Annotated in this window: 19 protein-coding genes and 1 pseudogene; 13 read left to right on the top strand and 7 right to left on the bottom strand. The window is 62.1% G+C overall.

Annotated features, from left to right (window positions below; all coding sequences use genetic code 11):
- Positions 1–38: 38 nt before the first annotated feature.
- From CKA81_RS08975 to CKA81_RS08960, 4 genes are all read left to right on the top strand, one after another.
- The gene (locus CKA81_RS08975; protein ID WP_128354957.1) at positions 39–2072 is read left to right on the top strand and encodes a ParB/RepB/Spo0J family partition protein; all 2034 of its coding nucleotides are present in this window, start codon (positions 39–41) and stop codon (positions 2070–2072) included.
- A 718-nt stretch (positions 2073–2790) separates the two neighbouring features.
- Positions 2791–3318, top strand: coding sequence for a JAB domain-containing protein (locus tag CKA81_RS08970; RefSeq protein WP_164878371.1), 528 nt, complete (start codon positions 2791–2793; stop codon positions 3316–3318).
- A gap of 78 nt (positions 3319–3396) precedes the next feature.
- A complete protein-coding gene (locus CKA81_RS08965) occupies positions 3397–3732 on the top strand; it encodes a hypothetical protein (protein ID WP_128354956.1) in 336 nt (111 codons plus the stop codon).
- A gap of 225 nt (positions 3733–3957) precedes the next feature.
- Positions 3958–4272: a DUF736 domain-containing protein gene (locus CKA81_RS08960; protein ID WP_128354955.1), complete on the top strand. Its 315-nt coding sequence runs from the start codon at positions 3958–3960 to the stop codon at positions 4270–4272.
- Between the two features lie 73 nt (positions 4273–4345).
- Here the strand turns inward: CKA81_RS08960 and CKA81_RS08955 are convergent, their stop codons facing one another.
- Positions 4346–4642: a helix-turn-helix domain-containing protein gene (locus tag CKA81_RS08955; protein WP_118994202.1), complete on the bottom strand. Its 297-nt coding sequence runs from the start codon at positions 4640–4642 to the stop codon at positions 4346–4348.
- A gap of 264 nt (positions 4643–4906) precedes the next feature.
- Here CKA81_RS08955 and CKA81_RS08950 point away from each other — a divergent pair, with 264 nt between their 5' ends.
- From CKA81_RS08950 to CKA81_RS08935, 4 genes are all read left to right on the top strand, one after another.
- Positions 4907–5257, top strand: a complete 351-nt coding sequence (locus CKA81_RS08950; RefSeq protein ID WP_118994203.1) for a DUF2958 domain-containing protein — start codon at positions 4907–4909, stop codon at positions 5255–5257.
- 370 nt (positions 5258–5627) lie between these two features.
- Positions 5628–6434 carry a DUF2285 domain-containing protein gene (locus CKA81_RS08945; protein ID WP_118994204.1) on the top strand — a complete coding sequence of 269 codons (807 nt, stop codon included), beginning with the start codon at positions 5628–5630 and terminating at the stop codon, positions 6432–6434.
- 83 nt (positions 6435–6517) lie between these two features.
- A complete protein-coding gene (locus CKA81_RS08940; protein ID WP_118994205.1) occupies positions 6518–6802 on the top strand; it encodes a helix-turn-helix transcriptional regulator in 285 nt (94 codons plus the stop codon).
- A 26-nt stretch (positions 6803–6828) separates the two neighbouring features.
- The gene (locus tag CKA81_RS08935) at positions 6829–7689 is read left to right on the top strand and encodes a replication initiator protein A (RefSeq protein ID WP_118994356.1); all 861 of its coding nucleotides are present in this window, start codon (positions 6829–6831) and stop codon (positions 7687–7689) included.
- 174 nt (positions 7690–7863) lie between these two features.
- On the opposite strand, the gene CKA81_RS17070 is transcribed toward CKA81_RS08935, so the two are convergent.
- Entirely contained in the window at positions 7864–8004 is a 141-nt protein-coding gene (locus CKA81_RS17070; RefSeq protein ID WP_164878370.1) for a hypothetical protein, read from the bottom strand.
- On the opposite strand from CKA81_RS17070, the gene parA reads away from it, so the two are divergent.
- The 5 genes from parA to CKA81_RS08900 all read left to right on the top strand — a co-directional run bounded on the left by parA (position 8003) and on the right by CKA81_RS08900 (position 12524).
- Positions 8003–8641: a ParA family partition ATPase gene (gene parA / locus CKA81_RS08925; RefSeq protein ID WP_118994206.1), complete on the top strand. Its 639-nt coding sequence runs from the start codon at positions 8003–8005 to the stop codon at positions 8639–8641. The two genes, CKA81_RS17070 and parA, sit on opposite strands and share 2 nt — an antisense overlap.
- Positions 8638–8922, top strand: a complete 285-nt coding sequence (locus CKA81_RS08920) for a chromosome partitioning protein ParB (protein WP_118994357.1) — start codon at positions 8638–8640, stop codon at positions 8920–8922. Before parA ends, CKA81_RS08920 begins: the two co-directional genes overlap by 4 nt.
- Entirely contained in the window at positions 8919–9464 is a 546-nt protein-coding gene (locus CKA81_RS08915; protein ID WP_118994207.1) for a DUF2840 domain-containing protein, read from the top strand. Before CKA81_RS08920 ends, CKA81_RS08915 begins: the two co-directional genes overlap by 4 nt.
- Positions 9461–10060 carry a S26 family signal peptidase gene (locus CKA81_RS08910; protein WP_118994208.1) on the top strand — a complete coding sequence of 200 codons (600 nt, stop codon included), beginning with the start codon at positions 9461–9463 and terminating at the stop codon, positions 10058–10060. The genes CKA81_RS08915 and CKA81_RS08910 overlap by 4 nt, the downstream gene beginning before the upstream one ends.
- Before the next feature lie 460 nt (positions 10061–10520).
- On the top strand, positions 10521–12524 hold the full coding sequence (locus CKA81_RS08900; protein WP_118994210.1) for a relaxase/mobilization nuclease and DUF3363 domain-containing protein: 2004 nt from the start codon (positions 10521–10523) through the stop codon (positions 12522–12524).
- Between the two features lie 15 nt (positions 12525–12539).
- On the opposite strand, the pseudogene CKA81_RS08895 reads toward CKA81_RS08900, so the two are convergent.
- From CKA81_RS08895 to CKA81_RS08875, 5 genes and pseudogenes are all read right to left on the bottom strand, one after another.
- Positions 12540–13112 (bottom strand): annotated as a pseudogene (locus CKA81_RS08895) (LysR substrate-binding domain-containing protein); the annotation flags it as partial.
- A 92-nt stretch (positions 13113–13204) separates the two neighbouring features.
- Positions 13205–14053 (bottom strand): c-type cytochrome biogenesis protein CcmI, encoded by an 849-nt coding sequence (gene ccmI / locus CKA81_RS08890; RefSeq protein ID WP_118994212.1) that lies wholly within the window; start codon positions 14051–14053, stop codon positions 13205–13207.
- Entirely contained in the window at positions 14050–14517 is a 468-nt protein-coding gene (locus CKA81_RS08885; protein ID WP_118994213.1) for a cytochrome c-type biogenesis protein, read from the bottom strand. The genes ccmI and CKA81_RS08885 overlap by 4 nt, the downstream gene beginning before the upstream one ends.
- The gene (locus tag CKA81_RS08880) at positions 14514–15038 is read right to left on the bottom strand and encodes a DsbE family thiol:disulfide interchange protein (RefSeq protein ID WP_118994214.1); all 525 of its coding nucleotides are present in this window, start codon (positions 15036–15038) and stop codon (positions 14514–14516) included. The genes CKA81_RS08885 and CKA81_RS08880 overlap by 4 nt, the downstream gene beginning before the upstream one ends.
- Positions 15035–16996, bottom strand: a complete 1962-nt coding sequence (locus CKA81_RS08875) for a heme lyase CcmF/NrfE family subunit (RefSeq protein WP_118994358.1) — start codon at positions 16994–16996, stop codon at positions 15035–15037. Before CKA81_RS08875 ends, CKA81_RS08880 begins: the two co-directional genes overlap by 4 nt.
- Between the last annotated feature and the right edge of the window lie 3 nt (positions 16997–16999).

Raw genomic sequence — 16999 nt, 5'->3', positions numbered from 1 at the left:
TTCATGGCTGCAATGCAAAACCTCAAGGAGTGTTCACCATGAACGCGATCAACCACACCGAAGCCCAAGCTATCGACACCGCTACGCCCGAAGCCGCCGCCCCGGCGCAAAACCTGATTCTCGTACCGCTGTCGCAGCTTCGCGTTTCAAAGCGCAACGTGCGCAAGTCCAAGACCGCAGGCCAGTCGATTGATGCGCTGGCGGAAAGCATCGCCCGCGTGGGGCTGCTGCAAAACCTCACCGTCATCGCCGCCGTCAATGGCGAGCATTACGAGGTCGTGGCCGGTGGCCGCAGGCTGGCGGCGCTCAAGCTGCTGGCGAGAAAGCGCCGCATCGCCAAGGATTGGGAGGTTCCATGCCTGCTGGTGCCGGACGCCAGCGCCCGCACCGTGAGCCTGACCGAAAACGTGCAGCGTGAGGCCATGCACCCGGCAGACCAGTTTGAAGCGTTTGCGGCACTGGTCAAGGAAGGCCGACCCATTGAAGACATTGCGGCGGATTTCAGCGTCACCCCGCTGGTGGTGCAGCGCCGCTTGAAACTGGCGAACGTCTCGCCGCGCCTGCTGGCCGATTACCGCGCCGATGCCGTGAACCTTGATCAGTTGATGGCCCTTGCCATCACAGACGATCATGCGGCACAAGACGCCGCGTTTTATGACGCGCCCGAATGGCAGCGCAGCCCCCATGCCTTGCGTGATCGGTTGACCGAGCGAGAAATTGACGCAGGCCATGCGCTGGTGCGCTTCGTCGGACTGGACGCCTACGAAGCCGCAGGCGGCGGCATTCGTCGTGATTTGTTCGCGCAGGACGATAGTGGCGTGTATGTCACCGACGCGGCACTGTTGGAAACGCTGGTGCGCCAAAAGCTGGACGACCACGCGGCCACAGTGAAGGCGGAGGGGTGGGCTTGGGTGGATGCCACGCCCTTTGCCACCTATGCCGACCTGCAAGCCTTCCAGCGAGCCCCACGTGAGCGGCGCAATCCCACCAAGCGGGAGGCCGAGCGCATGGAGCGGTTGGAAACCAAGATGCAGGCCACTGGTGCAGCGATTGATGCGGCATTGAGCGATGATGACGAGGAAAAAGCCGATGCCTTGCAGGAGCAGGGCGACAGCTTGGGCGAACAATTGCAGGCGCTGGAAGATCGCTTGCTGGATTACGCCCCGAACGTGAAAGCCGCCGCAGGGGCCATTGTTACCCTTGATCGGCAAGGGGAAATTGTGGTGTATCGCGGTCTGATGCGTGAAGCCGAAGCGAAGGCGCTGCGCACTTTGGAGCGGCTGCGCCAAGGCTTCGGCGGTGAGGATGACGTTAACGGCGAAGGCGAGGATGACGAACAGCCCAAGGCCGCTTCCATGACCGACCGGCTGGCGCAGCGCTTGAGCGCCCACCGCACCGCTGCGCTGCAAATCGAACTGGCCCGGAATCCACAAGCTGCCCTGGCCGCTGTGGTGCATGGCATGGTGCAGACGGTTTTGCAGCGTGATCGCTATCATCGCGACGGCTTGCCACTGGAAATACGCTTGACCGTGCAAGACCGGCTGGAAAGCATGGCCCCGGACTGGCCGGAATCTCCCGCCGCCGTGGCGCTGGCAGAATTGCAAAAGGTCTTGAGCGAAGGCTTGCCGCAGGACAGCGCCGACCTGTTCACCGTCTTGCTGGCAACGCCGCAAGATGCACTGGTGCGGCTGCTGGCAGTATGCGCGGCGGCAACGGTGGACATCATCACCCCCCGCGCTACCGCACAGCAACCGGGTGCGGAGCTCGCGCAGGCCGTGGGGCTGGACATGGCGGCATGGTGGCAGCCGACCGCCGAAGGCTACTTCAAGCACATTTCCAAGGCCGTGATTCTGGATGCCGTGGGCGAGTTCGCGCCTGATCAGGTGTCGCGGCTGGCGAAGCTGAAAAAGGCCGATATTGCCAGCGAAGCCGAACGGCTGGTGGCCGGTATGGGATGGATGCCCGCCATCTTCCGGGTGGCAGCCTCGCAGGACATGGCGGCAGACGAAGATGGTGAAACCGTCGAGGATGCCGATACGCTGAATGATGCGGTGAATGCCGTCGCCGCATAACCCTGACGAGCAACCAGCGCCCCGGTTTCAGCCGGGGCGCTGGCGGTTCATGGGTTTATTTCGCACCGTCCACAATGTCTCCCCGTCATTGTGGACGGTGGGCAAAATCCGGACGCGGCATCGCCGCGCCCGGTGATAACAGCCAAAGCGAAAAGCCAAATCAGCCGTTCGCCGCCCACCGGGCCAGCGGCGACCGGAGCCTATGACACAAGCGCGCCTGGGGGCGGGCGGCCATCGCTGCGCTGGACAAATAGCAGCCCATCCAGGCGCAAGGCACGGAATGACAAGGGCTGTCATAAAGTCTTCATCTCTTATGCACAGGCTTGCTCACAGAATCTGTGGATAAATCCGTGCGTGTCGGCGCACGCGCCGCCGGGCTGTCGGGCAGCGCCACATGCCGGCTTTGCCGTCACGGCCATTCGGCTTCCATCCCTCACGCCTTCGCGTCGGGGGGCGCTGCGCACTGCGCGTGCACGTTGCGCGACCCGCAACGATTAAAGTCTGGCTGCGTTGCACGCAGAGGATTCCAACGCAAAACCCAGTGACACGGTGGGGGCTGTTTTACTCCCGGTCATTGTGTCATGTCGTTCTTATTTTCAAGGGCGGCGCGTCGCCGTGGGCGCCGCTTGCGGCCGCTGGCCGTCTTTGACCCTTGAAACCTGCGCTGCGCCATGCCTTCGGGTTCCGGGCAATCCCGCCCTGAACACTGGAGAGCATCATGAACAACACCATCGCCGCACTGAGCTATGACAACATGGACGAGACATACGCTCTGTATGTACGCAGTCCCAGCGGCCGCTACAAGCTGGCCAGCGACGAGCAGATTCTGGCGGCGGGCCGCACGGCTGCGGAAAGCCTGGTTTCCCAATCGTCGCCGGTCGATCAGCCGACCAAGGTGAAGCAGTTTTTTCAGGCCAAGCTGGCCGGGCTGGGACACGAATGCGCCGCCTTCCTGTATCTAGACTCACGTTTCAAGCCGATTCGCTATATCGAGCAGGGGTCGGGCACGTTGAGTCAGGCCAGCGTCTATCCCCGCGAGATCGTTAAGACGGCGCTGCGTCTGAACGCAGCCGCGCTCATCATGGCGCATAACCATCCGTCGGGTTCAACCGAGCCAAGCATGGCGGATCTGAACCTGACCAAACATCTGAAAAACGCGCTGGCGATGGTAGACGTACGGCTTCTCGATCATGTCCTCGTGACGGCGGCAAGCACAACCTCACTGGCAGAGCGGGGGCAACTGTAAAGCTCCGACAACAGCACAGGGCGCGTTATACCCTGTGCTGTTGTCAGATAGGCAGCCTCAAGTGCTTTCGGTTTTTATATGGCGCCCCGCCAAACGGCGGCGCGGGTCACGCTACGCCTGGGCTTGCTGGCGCAGGTTGCACGCAAGCGTGCCGTCCTCGATGCTGGCGGTTGTTTGTCTGGACATCAGGAGGGGCGGTTCACCGACACGCTGCCCGGTCTGGCTTATGGAGCTTCCACACCGCGTTTTCGACGACAGCGCCGCCACTTGCGGCGGGTGCGTTTTCACCCCACATTGGGAGCCTGGTTCTTGCCCGCATCAGGGCGCTTGCCGGTCAAGCCTGTATGCGGAGAAACCGAGTTCGCCACCTCTCTTTGCAGGACGGTCGGCCTGTACGTCCTTGTCTTGTCGTGAATCCTGGCGGGGGACGGCAAGCCTTCGGGCTTATTGGTCGCAACCGTCCAGCACAAACAATTTCCCCGCCGCCGCGGGCGGCTTCCTCGCGGGACAAATTCTTTGTGCTTCCCGGCCCTTCACGTTGTTACGGCCGCTGGCGCGGTGCGGCCCGCCCACCCCCGCCGACCGGATCACAACAAGGACGCACTGGCGCGACCTTGAATTCCTGAAAGGAGAATCATCATGGCTAACATCGGCACCTTCACCGCAGACAAAGATGGCTACACCGGCACCCTGCGCACCCTGACGCTCAATGTCAAGGTCAAGCTGGTTGCCAACGACAAGGGCGAAAACGACAAAGCCCCCGACTTCCGCTTGCAGGCGGCGAGTCATGACATCGGCGCGGCGTGGAAGAAAACCAGCGAGGCCGGGCGGGAATACCTGTCCGTCACCCTGGACGACCCCACGTTCCCGGCCACGGTCTATGCCCGCCTGATCGAAGACGAGGACGGCACGCATGATCTGCTGTGGTCGCGCAGCAAGCCGCAGGCGGCTTAAACCACCGCGCCCCGCCTTTCGGCGGGGCGCCTGTTCACCTAACAGCCCATGGCGGCACAGCCGCCCCAGACCTTTATTCTGAGACCTTGCCTTGGGCAAGCTGGGCTTCTGTCCGGGTCATGAGCACGGCCGTGCTGCATTCCAGCGCGCCGGCGATCTTGAAGATAATCGCCAGGGTGGGCGTGTGTTCGCCGCGCTCGATCTTGCCCAGATGGGAGCGTTCAACATTGGCGAGGTTCGCCAGCATTTCCTGGGCGATGCCGCGTTCCGTGCGCAGCGCACGCACCGCTGTACCGAAGGCGTGCGCCAGTTCGGCATCATAGGTAGTGGCGCCGGGTGGCCGGCCGCGCTGGATGGGACGCTTTTGCATAGACACAAGCGTCGTTTGGCGGCACAATTAAAACCACGTTATCTTTAACTCATTCATCCAGATTTCAGCTTTTTCTTGTGTAATGACGCAAACCCGTCAAGGTGGATTCCTTTTAAAGCGCAGATGCGCAAGCGTGCTTTTCAGGGCTTGCGCACAATCGGCATTACGATTGCCCGCTTTTACGGATTCGAGACAAACCGCTTTCGGGTCTTCGCACAAATGCACAAAGGCAGATCAGCGGTTTTACGTTTTGGCAGAGAACACGTGAACCTTTCACTCATCACCGACGACGAACGCGCACAACTGCTCGCTCACGGGCAGGCCCGCGCTGCGGGCCAGCGTATCGACCCGCCGCCGGTCGTGCGGCTTTTCACGCCGGACGCGCATGCGACCTGGCTGCTGACCGCACTCGATCCGGCTGATGGCGACACGGCGTATGGGCTGATCGACCTGGGGATAGGCATGCCGGCGCTGGGCACTGTGCAGCTTTCCGCCTTGGCCTCCATCGTCGGCCCACGCAAGCAGCCCGTGATGCGCGACCGCTATTTCCAGGCGGTGCGCCCGCTCTCGGAATACGTGCGCCTGGCGCAAGAAAACGGTTCGATCACGGATTAACAGGCAGTCGCAATACGAGCCGCGCAGCCCATCTCATCCAGGCGCATTGTGACTATTTCAGTCATGTTCAAGACCGTGACGGTCTGAATCATGAGTCTTGCATGAATACGCGACGGCCCAGACTTAAATAGTCATGATCTTCTGCGCGAAATGCGGCAGGGTCATGGATGCTGCTTGCTGATTCTTCAGCGGTGCCATCATCGCATTCTGATCACTGGTGCAATGGTTAAGACGCAATCGGACTTGATGTTTTTAGTTTCATTTTATGCGATTGGTAGTTAAATCTTAACGTATTGAAACTGGCTTGTGTTTATTGGCTCGTGTTTATTTTCCGATGGTGCTGCCCCGCTGAGTCAAAGGGGGTTGCGTCATGGCCGATTCGCTCGCCAAGCACTGGCATCCGGTTGCCGCGTATCTCTACATCCTGCACTTGGATGGCCCGGCGCTGGCCTGGGAATATCTGCGCCGCCATCCTGATTACCGGCAAGATTGGCTGCGCCATTCCCAGCAGCCGGAAGCCGCGCAGCCCACGGCGCAGCGCTGGGGCTTGCGCCTGCTGGAAGACCCCGCCCTGGATGCGCGTGACGCACATCCGATCTGGTTCCCTAATTCTCATGGCGTTCATCTTTACCCGGACGCCGACCCCATGCCGGGTGCCACGCTATTCACGCTCTGGCGCATCCCCGGTGACAAATCCCTGATTCACGACGGTGTACGCCTGGTGCTGCGGGTGCGTTGGCCGGGTAGCTGCCTGCGGCTGGCGGTGGCCCCTGGCCTGGCAGACGGCATGGCCTACGTCTATGCCGTGCGCGCCGGCGCCGATCTTCTTGCGCACGCGCAAGCGCTCACGCTGGAAATGAACAATCTGGCTCTGGTCAACGACGCCGTTCCCATTGCCGTGGTGCGGCCCCGGCCCGCCTTGTCGGCCTTGCAGGAACTGCACACCTTGCAAGCGCTCGACGCGACCCTGGCGGGTGCGTCCTTGCGCGACATCGCCGAAGGGCTGTTTGGCTCCAAGGCGGTGGCCCGCGACTGGCATGCCGATGGCGCTATGCGCGCTCGCATGCGCCGCCTGGTTCGGCGAGGCGATGCGCTGATGCGCGGCGGCTACCGCCGCCTGGCACAGTTGCCCGAGCCTGTACAGGGACGATCTTCATCCCCTGCAAAACGTCCCTGAGCAAGTCGCCCGGCTTTGTTGAGACTGTCTCCATCCGGCAGCACTGGCGCCGCCGGCTCTACCGACCGATGGAGGTTCATCTCATGCGACCCGCTCCCTTACGGCCCGCCGCCGCACCCATTGCCACGCCCGCGCAGCCCCAACGCTACTTGACCAACGACGAAGCCGCCCAGTACCTGCGCCTGTCGCCGCGCACGCTGGAAAAGCAGCGCGTGATCGGCGGCGGGCCGACGTTTCGTAAATTCGGCCGGCGCGTCATGTATGCGGTGGCCGATCTGGACGCCTGGGCCGATGCGCGCAGCTACGAGGCGACATCCGACCCGGAATACGCCGAGCGCCATGAGGGTGATTATCGTGACGGTCGCTGAGCGTTCGGGTGCGGGCGGCCATCGCCATGTCCAGTCCTTCGCAGTCATCACGGCTGCGACCCCCGCCGCAGCGCGAACAACTGGCGTTGTTCCGCGCACTACCGGGCGAGGACATGGCGCCGCGCGATGCTCAGGATTTGATGGCCTATCCCTTCTTCTCGTTGGCGAAGTCGCGGCGCGTTGCGCCCATCGACTTTCACAGCGGGAACGTCACCATCCGCGTGGAGGGTACACAGGAACACGGTATTGCCACGATCTGGGATGCCGACATTCTGATCTGGGCCGCCAGTCAGATCGTGCAAGCCCGCGATGCGGGCATCCGCAGCTCACGGTTGATGCAGGTGCGTCCCTACGAGATCCTGCGCTTCATTGGGCGCGGTACGTCCTTGCGCGACTACCAGCGCCTGAAAGCCGCCCTCGACCGGCTGCAATCGACCAGCGTGGCCACATCCATCCGCGAAACCACGGGGCGGCGGCTGCACCGCTTCTCGTGGATCAACGAATGGAAGGAGCTGGCCGATGCCGATGGCAAGCCGCTGGGCATCGAACTGATTTTGCCGGACTGGTTCTATGCCGGGGTGATGGATGCGGCCCTGGTGCTGACCATCGACCCGGCATACTTCCGCCTGACGGGCGGCATCGAACGCTGGCTGTACCGCCTGGTGCGCAAGCACGGCGGCAAGCAGCCGGACGGCTGGCAATTCGACTTCCGGCACCTGTACCGCAAATCGGGCAGCGTAGCGCGCTTCTACGACTTTGCCGCCGACTTGCGCGCCTTGGTTGCGCGCCAATCGCTGCCGGGCTACGTCCTGGGCATCGAACTCGTACCGGAGGACAAAACCGAACTGCTCACGTTCCGGCCCGTGCCGCCCACGGCACGGGGATAAATCTGTGGGTAAGTTGTGAATATCCTGTGGATAGTGTCGTGCTATCAGGCAACGGAACACTCGTGCTATCAGGCAACACATCCTCGTGCTATCAGGCAACAAAAATGGCCGCAACCCGGCGCCATTGCTGGCTTTGCGCGCCCCTTAACTTACCTAACTTAACTACTCTAACTTTTAATAGAGAAGCGCCATATCGGTGGGCAGCTTCCAAAAACCAACAATCGGGACGGTCTGAACAGCAAAATCAGCCGAAGCACCATGCCCGTCTGGCAAGGCAAAAACAGACAGGCATTCCAGGTGGGAGGGCTGCGCCATGATTATTGCCTTGCTCAACCAGAAAGGGGGCGCCGGCAAGACCACACTCGCCACCCACATCGCTGGAGAACTCGCGCTGCGCGGTCAGCAGGTCATCCTGCTGGACGCCGACCCGCAGGGTTCCTCACTGGACTGGACGCAGCGCAGAAGTCAGCAAGGTTTGCCAAGGCTGTTCAGCGCCGTGGGCCTTGCTCGCGAAACACTGCATCAGGAAGCGCCGGAGCTGGCCAGACGGGCCGATCATGTCGTGATCGACGGGCCGCCACGCATCGCCGCCCTGGCGCGCTCCGCGCTGCTGGCGGCCGACTACGTGCTGATTCCCGTTCAGCCCAGCCCTTACGACTTATGGGCCAGCGCCGAGATGGTGGCGCTGATTCGCGAGGCCCAGGTGTTCCGGCCCGCCTTGCAAGCGGCCTTTGTCATCAATCGACGGGTCAGCACCACCGTCATTGGGCGCGAAGCGCGCCAGGCGCTGGCCGATCTGCTGCTGCCGACGCTGCGCGCCGAGGTCCGGCAAAGAATCATCTTTGCCGACAGCGTGGCCGCCGGGCGGCTGGCACGCGAGACAGCGCCCGACAGCGCGGCGGCGCGTGAAATCACGGCCCTGGTCGATGAACTGCTGCGGTGGCCGACATGAGAGCGAGGCTGCCACCGAACAGCAAACGCCCGGCCAAGCGCGTCGGAATAGGTATGCGTCCGCCCGTGAATCCACACGCCGAGGCGTGGATTCGCCAGGGCGACGCCGGCGCACTGAACAAGGGCGACTGCTACACCGCCCGCCTGACGCTGGACATCACCCCCGCGCTGCGCGCACGCATCAAGGTGTCGGCCTTCACGCAAGGCGTGACCGTGGCCGACCTGCTGCGCGGTCTGCTGGAGCGCGAGTTTCCAGAACATCGCAAAGAGGACACGCCATGAATACATCCGCTTCGCCTGCTTTTGGCGCGGCGACGGCGGCATCGCTGCCGCTATCCGCCACGCTTGCCAACCAAGCCAACAGCGTGCCGCTGACGCGGGTGGCGCTCGCCACGATCGAACCGCATTTCAATCTCTATCTGCGTTTTGGCGAACCGGCACATATGATCCGGCTGGATCGCTGGCGGCGCTGGGCGGTGTTTATGCCGGGCGTGATGTTCTGCCGCGTCCGCTGGCAGGCCAACGATTACGGCACGGTACGCTGGCAGCTCATGGTAATGCAGGCTTGCACACCGTTGGACGCGGCGCAGCGCATTCCCGGCGTGCAGCCCGGTGCGCGTTTGCTGCTGAACGTCGAAGGTAATCATCCAGTTCGTTCTGTGCTGGAGCGCATTGACGCCATCGAGGCGCTGGGCATCGTGCCCGCCGCTACATCGCCAGCGTACTGGCGCACGCTGGGCAACCGTTTGGCGGCCCGCCTGGCGTTGCCCGAATACACCATTGAGCGGCACACTGCCTGGCTGGCTGGGAGGGCGCTGTCATGACCCCCGATTCCACCACCGCCCGCACACCCGAAGTCGCGCCGTTTCCTCGCTCACGCGTGCGCGCTCGCATCGTCCTGGCGGGCTTCGCCGCCGTTGGCCTCGCGGCGCTCGCCTGGGCGACGTTCGTGCAGCCGCTACCGCGCCTGATCTACAACCCGTCCAGCAGCGTTCCGGCCGGCTGGTATCGCGTCAAACCATTCCAACATCAGTCCGGTTCGCTGCCCCGTCGGCTGGAAGTGGGCAGTATTGTTCTGACTCGATTGCCTGCTGACGCCGCCGTACTGGCCGCGCAGCGCGGCTACCTGCCCGCACATATCCCGCTGCTCAAACGTGTGGGCGCCGTCGCGCCGCAGCACGTCTGCATTATCGACGGTCAGGTGCGTATCGACGGCGTGCCGGTGGCCGCCGCACTGCCTGCCGACCGGCTAGGCCGGCCGCTGCCCTTCTGGCCGCATTGCCGACCACTCCTTGAGAGCGAACTGTTCCTGCTGAGCGCCACACATCCGGCGTCGTTCGACAGCCGTTATTTCGGCCCGGTCAGCGCATCCGGCGTGATTGGCGTCGCGCATCCGATCTGGCTGGAGACACATCCATGATGGCCGCCGATTCGCTGCACGTTGCCGTGCATCTCATCGTGCCATCGGGCATGCTGTTCCGGCTGCTGCCGCCGTGTCGTCGCGCGTGCAGCACGGGCGCATTCGCGCCGCGCCTCGCGCAACATCCGGCGCAGCCGTCCAACGAGCAGGCGTCTTGCCTCGAACGCGCCCGGCCTGCGGCCATTGGCGCGTTCGCCGGCGGGCTGGCTGTCGGCAGCACAGCGCTGCCGGACCGCCGACGCCCGGAGCGAAAGCGACAGGCAAAGGCGGAAGGCAAGACAAAAGGGGGCGGCACACAGCCGCCCGCAAAGCCAGTCTGCACGTGGGGGTGGCGCGGCACGACGCGGCGTTGCCGTCGTGCCGCTGGGGGCGCGAGGCTCGCGCCAAGAGAGGGCTTGCCGCGTGCTTCACACGACCGGCTACGCCGCAGCTTCAGTCAGAACTTACAGAAAGCGTAGCCATGAGCGACCGCCGCGATGATGATTTCCGGGTGCGCCCCAGCGCCCCGAAGAACCGGGGCAAGGGTCAAGGCCAAGGTTTTATTTCCAAGGTGCTCAAGCAGACCGGCAAGGCCAGCGGGGGCAAGTCCTCGATGCGTCATTCCGCAGCCGGTAGCCGTGGCGCACGCACCGGTCAGCGTCCCGGCGCACGCCTGGGTCGCGGCCATACGGCGGCGCGCTTCGCAGGCGCCAATCTCACGCCATTCTCGCGGCGCGTGACCATTAAGACGCTGCTGGTCAATCAGCAACGTGCCAGCCCACAGTCGCTTGCCAAGCACCTGCGCTACGTCGAGCGTGACGGCGCGGGCCGCAATGGCGAGCCAGGCCAAGCCTATGGGCCACAGACGGACGTCGCCGATCTGGATGCCTTCAAGGAACGCTGCGCAGACGACCGGCATCATTTCCGCTTCATTGTCTCGCCCGAAGATGGCGCGGAGCTGGGTGACCTGCGCACCTACACCCGGCATCTGGTGAACCGCATGGAAGCCGACCTGGGCACGCGCCTGGATTGGGTGGCGGTGGATCACTGGAATACCGACAACCCGCACACCCACCTGATCGTGCGCGGGCGCGACGAGACCGGTCAAGACCTCATCATTGCGGGCGACTATATCGCCCAGGGCTTGCGTCATCGCGCTTCTGAGCTGGCGACCGAATGGCTGGGGCCGCGCACCGAGCTGGAAATCCAGCAGGCCATGCAGCGCGAAGTGGAGCAGGAACGGTGGACGAGCCTGGATCGCACCCTGCAACGTGAGATCGGAGAGGATGGACGGGTGCAGATCCAACGCTTCAATGAGCCGACATTGCAACGCCAGCGCCTGTTGCTGATCGGTCGCCTGCAACGCTTGCAGCGCCTAGGGCTGGCCGATGAAATACAGCCCGGCACCTGGGCCATGCACACCGACGCTGAAAAAATCTTGCGCGCCCTGAGCGAGCGGGGCGACATTATCCGCACCATGCAGCGGGCCATGAGCGGAAAACAACGCGAACTTGCCGTATTCGAGCCGGGCCAAGATGATGATGGAGGTGGACGCGTCATCGTTGGGCGCGTGGCGGCCAAGGGGCTGGATGATGAGCTGCGCGACCGGGGCTATCTGGTGATCGACGGCGTGGACGGCAAGGCCCATTACGTTGCACTCAATGCTCGCGACGAACCGGCCAACTATCCAACCGGCGCGGTGGTGGAAGTGAAGGGTTCCGCCGACATTCGAGCGGCTGACCGCAACATCGTGGAACTGGCAAGCGACGGTTTGTATCGTATCGATCACCACCTTGCTATTGAGCAAGGTCGCGCCAAAGCTGGTCGCGACCCGCAGGAAGTCGTCGCGGCGCATGTTCGCCGGCTGGAAGCCCTGCGCCGCGCCGGAATTGTGGAGCGCGTGGCTGATGGACTATGGAAAGTACCGCGTGACCTCCCCGAACGTGGCCGCCAGTATGACGCGCAGCGGCAGGGAGGTGTGGCGGTGGAACTGAAATCACCCCTTCCCATCGAGCGGCAAACTCGCGTGATTGGGGCCACCTGGCTTGATCACCAGTTGATTGGCCGCGGCAAGGGGCTGGAGGATATGGGTTTTGGTGGCGAGGCCAAACAAGCCATGCAGCAGCGCGCCGACTTCCTCGAAGAGCAAGGACTGGCCCAGCGGCGCGGGCAGCGCGTGATCCTGGCGGGCAATCTGCTGAGCACGCTGCGCAATCGGGAACTGGCGCGGGCTGCCAAGGACATTGCCGCCGAAACCGGTCTGGAGCATCGGCCCGTGGCTGATGGGCAGCGCGTGGCCGGTATCTACCGACGCTCAATCATGCTCGTCAGCGGGCGTTACGCGATGCTTGATGACGGCATGGGGTTCAGTCTGGTGCCGTGGCGACCGGTGATCGAGCAGCGGCTGGGCCAGCAGATCGCCGCAACAGTGCATGGCGGTGGGGTGTCGTGGGAGATTGGGCGACAGCGCAGCCCTTCCGTTTGAAATTTTACTTTGTGATTAGTCATCCGCCTCAGTGATTAACCACTCCCTGAATGCCGCTAGTGTGGGTAGATTGGCGCACTCGGGTCGGTAAACGATGTAATAAGAGGCATTCAACGCTAAGCTGATGTCTGGGAATAGCCTCACGAGGCGCCCGCTCGACAGATCGTCGCGGGCCATGATGCTGCGTGCGAGCGCGATGCCATGCCCCTCAATAGCTGTCTGCAGCACGGCTGCAGAGTTATTGAGGGGCATGCCGCGATGGATCGTCGCTGTGTCGCTAACGCCGGCTTTCTTCATCCATTCCTCCCAGGTCGGGAAGCCCGCATGGCCGGCCATCGTCAAGTCATGGATCAGCGTTTCGCGAATTAGATTACTTGGCTTGCGTAGTTGCCTGAACTGATGCAGCAGCTCAGGGGAGCATACGGGAAAAGCTTCTTCATCCATGAGCTTGTCGGCCTTCAGGCCTGGCCAGTCCCCCATGCCGTAGCGCACACCGATATCGATGCGCTGGGCTGCGAAGTCTACCGATTTGTGGTTGGTGTCCAAGCGTACATCGATGTCCGGACAAGCTGTCTGGAATCGATCTACCGAGATGAAGTGCAGTCCCCGGGCTTATATGCGAGAAACCGATTAGCTGGTTTGAAGGCGATTTCCAAGCGAGTTCGAAGTATGCTGATGGGTTATGGAGAGGCGGCACCAGCACTTCGTCGAGCCATATCAATGCCATTTAGTACCGCCTGGGCCGCTTCCGAACCGGCCGGGAACTGTTCTAGTAATTGTTGCCAATAGCCAATGGCCGCCTGATATTCGCCGCGCTCGAATGCAGCCCTTCCCGCCAAGGTGAGGGCGAATGGTTCGTCCGGGTCGAGGGTAAGGGCGCGGTCAAGTAGTCGCGTCGCTTCTTGGGTAAATCCGCTTGCGCTGCTGCGTGCGATCACTTCGGCATATTCCGCCAGGGAAAGCGGGTCCGCCTCGATGATGGGAGCAGCTTTGGAAAAAGCTTGGGCTGCATCTGCATATCTTCCAAAGTATCGATAAGAGCGGCCCAACATCAGCCAGCCCTCGGGATCGTCCGGATTTTCTTTCAGGCGCGCCTCTAGAGATTCCACCATCTTCTGCACATCAGCCTGAGTCATTGTGGCAGCACTGGGAGCTGGGGCGGGCCGCGTTGCGGCCGGGCTGCCAAGGTATGCGTACACCAGCAGGGCGGCCACAGGCAAGACGATGCCCACTACCGCGGCTGCTCGTCGGCTGTTATGCGCACCGGTAGCGGGAGCCGAGCCAGGTATCGCCTCATCCAGCGCGCGGCGCTGCAACTCTTGCTTGGCCACGGAAAAATCGTGCTCGGATAGTGTACGGTTTGCGACGTCTCCTTCCAATTCAGCCAATTGATCGCGCAAAACTGTTGCGTTGACCGAGTGATGCCCGATCTCATCACCTTGGCCTGGGCCGCGCCAAAGGGCGCGGCCGAGCCACAATGCCACCGTTGCGCAAAGCAACGACACAATGCCAGCGAAGAGCAAGCTCATGATGAATTACCTTTTGAATGAGTTTCGCTGGTGCTGCGCTGTAAAAGGGCGTCAGCCATGCGTTGTTCGTCATCGTCAAGCGGGTCAGGCGCGGCGTTTCTATTTCGGCGCCGCAGTGTCATGGCGAGCACCAGGAGCCCGCCCACCATCAGCAGCATGGGTCCGAGCCACAGAAAGAGCGTGGTAGCTTTCAATGGCGGCCGATAGAGTATGAAGTCGCCATACCGCGCCACCAGGAAATCCTGAATCTGAGCTTCTGACCGTCCCGCCTTGATCTGATTACGAATCAGCTCCCGTATGTCCCTCGCAAAGTCAGCGCGCGAGGCGGCAATTGATTCGTTCTGGCACACTAGGCAGCGCAACTCGGTGGCGATATCCAGCATTCGCGCCTCAATCGCGCTGCCGTTGCTCCAGACGGGATGGCAAACCGATGCGCAAAGCAGCAACAGCCATATGCGCTTCATTTTTGCAGCTCTCGAACCAGGGGCAGGATGGTGTCGCGAGCATCGCCGAAGCTGACCGCGCCGATATGCTTGTAGCGGATGACACCCTGTTTATCGATGATATATGTTTCCGGCACGCCATAAACACCATAGTCGATACCGACGACGCCTTCGGGATCTGTGATCACTGCTTCATAGGCATCGCCATGGCGCTGTAGCCAGGCGATTGCATCATCAGCCATATCCTTGTAATTCAGACCGACAATCGACAATCCGTGGGTGGTCGACAAATCGGTAATGACGGGGTGCTCTTCAAGGCAGGGCGGGCACCACGAGGCCCAGACATTCAGCAGCCACACCTTGCCGTCCATGGATTGCGGCGAGAATGTTTCGTCCGGGGCTGCCAACTTGGGCAAGCTAAAGACGGGTGCCGGTTTGCCGATAAGCGGAGAAGGCACTTCACTGGGCTTCAACGTCAAGCCGATAGCCAATAGGCCTATCAGTAACAGCAGTCCGGCCAAAGGCCAAAAAAAACGATTCATGCGTCAACTCCATGGGCAGCCGTGTCTGTTTGGCGCCGGCGGCGTTTAAGCCGGTAGCGTCGATCGCTGATGGCCAACAGCCCGCCAAGTGCCATCAAGATACAGCCGATCCAGATCCAATCGACAAACGGCTTGAAGTAGACCCGCACGCTCCACGATCCACCGCCCAGAGGTTCCCCCAAGGAGACGTACACGTGCCGCAGGCCGTTGGCGTCAATGGCCGCTTCCGTCATCGGCATGTCCGATGAAAAGTAATCGCGTTTCTCGGGATGGAGTGTGCGCAGCGCTTTGCCGTTCTTTGAGAGCAGCACGTCGCCAATTTCCGCCTCGTAGTTGGGGCCTGTTGCCTTGGTGACCCCGCGGAACGTCAAGTCATAGCTTCCCGCCTGCACCGTAGCGCCGGGTTCCATGCGTAGGTCTTGTTCGGTTTCATACCCCATGACTAGCGTGACGCCCGTGACAAACACGGCAATGCCAAAATGAGCCAGATGCATTCCCAGCCAGCTGCGCGGCTGTTTCAGCGGGCCACTGCGGGTGGCGCGCACACGTTGCATCACGCCGATGGCCACCGACGCCGCGATCCAGGCCGCTAGGCCCAGTCCCAGCGCTATCAGCACAGACCATCGCCCCAGCAAGAGCGGGGCACCGATGCCGACGATCAGCGCTATCCATGCGGGATGCAGAAGCTGCTTTGTCAAGGCCGCGATTTTCGCCGATTTCCAGTTGGCTGCGGGCCCTATGGCCATAAGCAGCAGGGCGGGAATCATCAGCGGCACGAAGATGGCATTGAAGTACGGGGGACCGACCGAAATCTTGCCTAGGTCGAAGCCGTCGAGCAGCAGCGGATACAGGGTTCCGAGGGTTACGGCGCCGGCCGCTGCAGCCAGCAGCACATTGTTCACCAGCAAGAGAGTCTCGCGCGACACCAATGAGAATTGGCCGCCTGTGCTTACTTTGGGGGCGCGCAGAGCAAAGAGCACTAATGATGCTCCCACCACAACAGCAAAAAGAATGAGCAGGAACACGCCTCTTCGGGGATCGGTGGCAAAGGCGTGCACGGACGTCAGCACACCCGAACGCACCAGAAAGGCCCCCAGCAGGGAAAATGAGAACGTACAGATGGCAAGGAGCACTGTCCAGTTCTTGAAGCTGCCGCGTTTTTCCGTCACGGCCAAGGAGTGAATCAGGGCAGTGCCGACAAGCCAGGGGATGAAGGACGAGTTTTCCACGGGATCCCAGAACCACCATCCGCCCCATCCGAGTTCGTAATAGGCCCACCAGCTACCCAGGGCGATGCCCAGTGTCAGAAACAACCAGGCAGCCGTAGCCCAGGGCCGGGACCATCGCGCCCAGGCAGAATCCAATTTTCCGGCCAGTAAGGCGGCCACGGCAAATGCGAAAGCCACCGAGAACCCGACATACCCCATATACAGTAAAGGTGGATGAAGTATCAGGCCGATATCCTGCAGTAGCGGATTCAAGTCCATCCCCTCCATGACGGGAGGCATCAGCCGCTCGAACGGATTGGAAGTTGCCAGTACAAACAGCAGAAATCCGACGGTGACCAAGCCCAGCACGCCCAGTACGCGCGCCACCATAGCCTCCGGCAGTTGTCTTGAAAAAAAGCTTACGGCAAACGCCCATCCGGTTTGCATCAGCAGCCACAACAGCAGCGACCCTTCGTGTCCACCCCACGTCGCGGCGATTCGATAGAACCAGGGAAGTTGAGAGTTGGAGTTCTGCGCCACGTAGAGAACTGAAAAGTCGTTGGCGAAGAACGACCCGCCAAGCGCGATAAAGCTGATGGACACCAAAAGAAACTGAGCGCGTGCGGCGGGACGCGCGAGGGCGATCCAGGCGGCATTGCCACGCGCGGCGCCCGCAAGGGCCAGGCTGGCCTGCGCTAGCGCCACGAACAGCGCGAGTATTAGGGAGAAATGTCCGATCTCGGGAAGCATGGC

Source organism: Pollutimonas thiosulfatoxidans, assembly GCF_004022565.1.
Lineage (GTDB): Bacteria > Pseudomonadota > Gammaproteobacteria > Burkholderiales > Burkholderiaceae_B > Pusillimonas_D > Pusillimonas_D thiosulfatoxidans.
The sequence above is the reverse complement of the archived record's forward strand: the minus strand, read 5'-3'. Positions and strand labels throughout refer to the sequence as shown.

Coding starts and splice junctions, on each gene's coding strand:
- CKA81_RS08940 (WP_118994205.1), top strand. CDS start 6,518: ATGCGACCCGCTCCCTTACGGCCCGCCGCCGCACCCATTGCCACGCCC.
- CKA81_RS08875 (WP_118994358.1), bottom strand. CDS start 16,996: ATGCTTCCCGAGATCGGACATTTCTCCCTAATACTCGCGCTGTTCGTG.
- CKA81_RS08955 (WP_118994202.1), bottom strand. CDS start 4,642: ATGCAAAAGCGTCCCATCCAGCGCGGCCGGCCACCCGGCGCCACTACC.
- CKA81_RS08920 (WP_118994357.1), top strand. CDS start 8,638: ATGAGAGCGAGGCTGCCACCGAACAGCAAACGCCCGGCCAAGCGCGTC.
- CKA81_RS08885 (WP_118994213.1), bottom strand. CDS start 14,517: ATGAAGCGCATATGGCTGTTGCTGCTTTGCGCATCGGTTTGCCATCCC.
- CKA81_RS08975 (WP_128354957.1), top strand. CDS start 39: ATGAACGCGATCAACCACACCGAAGCCCAAGCTATCGACACCGCTACG.
- CKA81_RS08900 (WP_118994210.1), top strand. CDS start 10,521: ATGAGCGACCGCCGCGATGATGATTTCCGGGTGCGCCCCAGCGCCCCG.
- parA (WP_118994206.1), top strand. CDS start 8,003: ATGATTATTGCCTTGCTCAACCAGAAAGGGGGCGCCGGCAAGACCACA.
- CKA81_RS08880 (WP_118994214.1), bottom strand. CDS start 15,038: ATGAATCGTTTTTTTTGGCCTTTGGCCGGACTGCTGTTACTGATAGGC.
- ccmI (WP_118994212.1), bottom strand. CDS start 14,053: ATGAGCTTGCTCTTCGCTGGCATTGTGTCGTTGCTTTGCGCAACGGTG.
- CKA81_RS08910 (WP_118994208.1), top strand. CDS start 9,461: ATGACCCCCGATTCCACCACCGCCCGCACACCCGAAGTCGCGCCGTTT.
- CKA81_RS08915 (WP_118994207.1), top strand. CDS start 8,919: ATGAATACATCCGCTTCGCCTGCTTTTGGCGCGGCGACGGCGGCATCG.
- CKA81_RS17070 (WP_164878370.1), bottom strand. CDS start 8,004: ATGGCGCAGCCCTCCCACCTGGAATGCCTGTCTGTTTTTGCCTTGCCA.
- CKA81_RS08960 (WP_128354955.1), top strand. CDS start 3,958: ATGGCTAACATCGGCACCTTCACCGCAGACAAAGATGGCTACACCGGC.
- CKA81_RS08970 (WP_164878371.1), top strand. CDS start 2,791: ATGAACAACACCATCGCCGCACTGAGCTATGACAACATGGACGAGACA.
- CKA81_RS08935 (WP_118994356.1), top strand. CDS start 6,829: ATGTCCAGTCCTTCGCAGTCATCACGGCTGCGACCCCCGCCGCAGCGC.
- CKA81_RS08965 (WP_128354956.1), top strand. CDS start 3,397: ATGGCGCCCCGCCAAACGGCGGCGCGGGTCACGCTACGCCTGGGCTTG.
- CKA81_RS08945 (WP_118994204.1), top strand. CDS start 5,628: ATGGCCGATTCGCTCGCCAAGCACTGGCATCCGGTTGCCGCGTATCTC.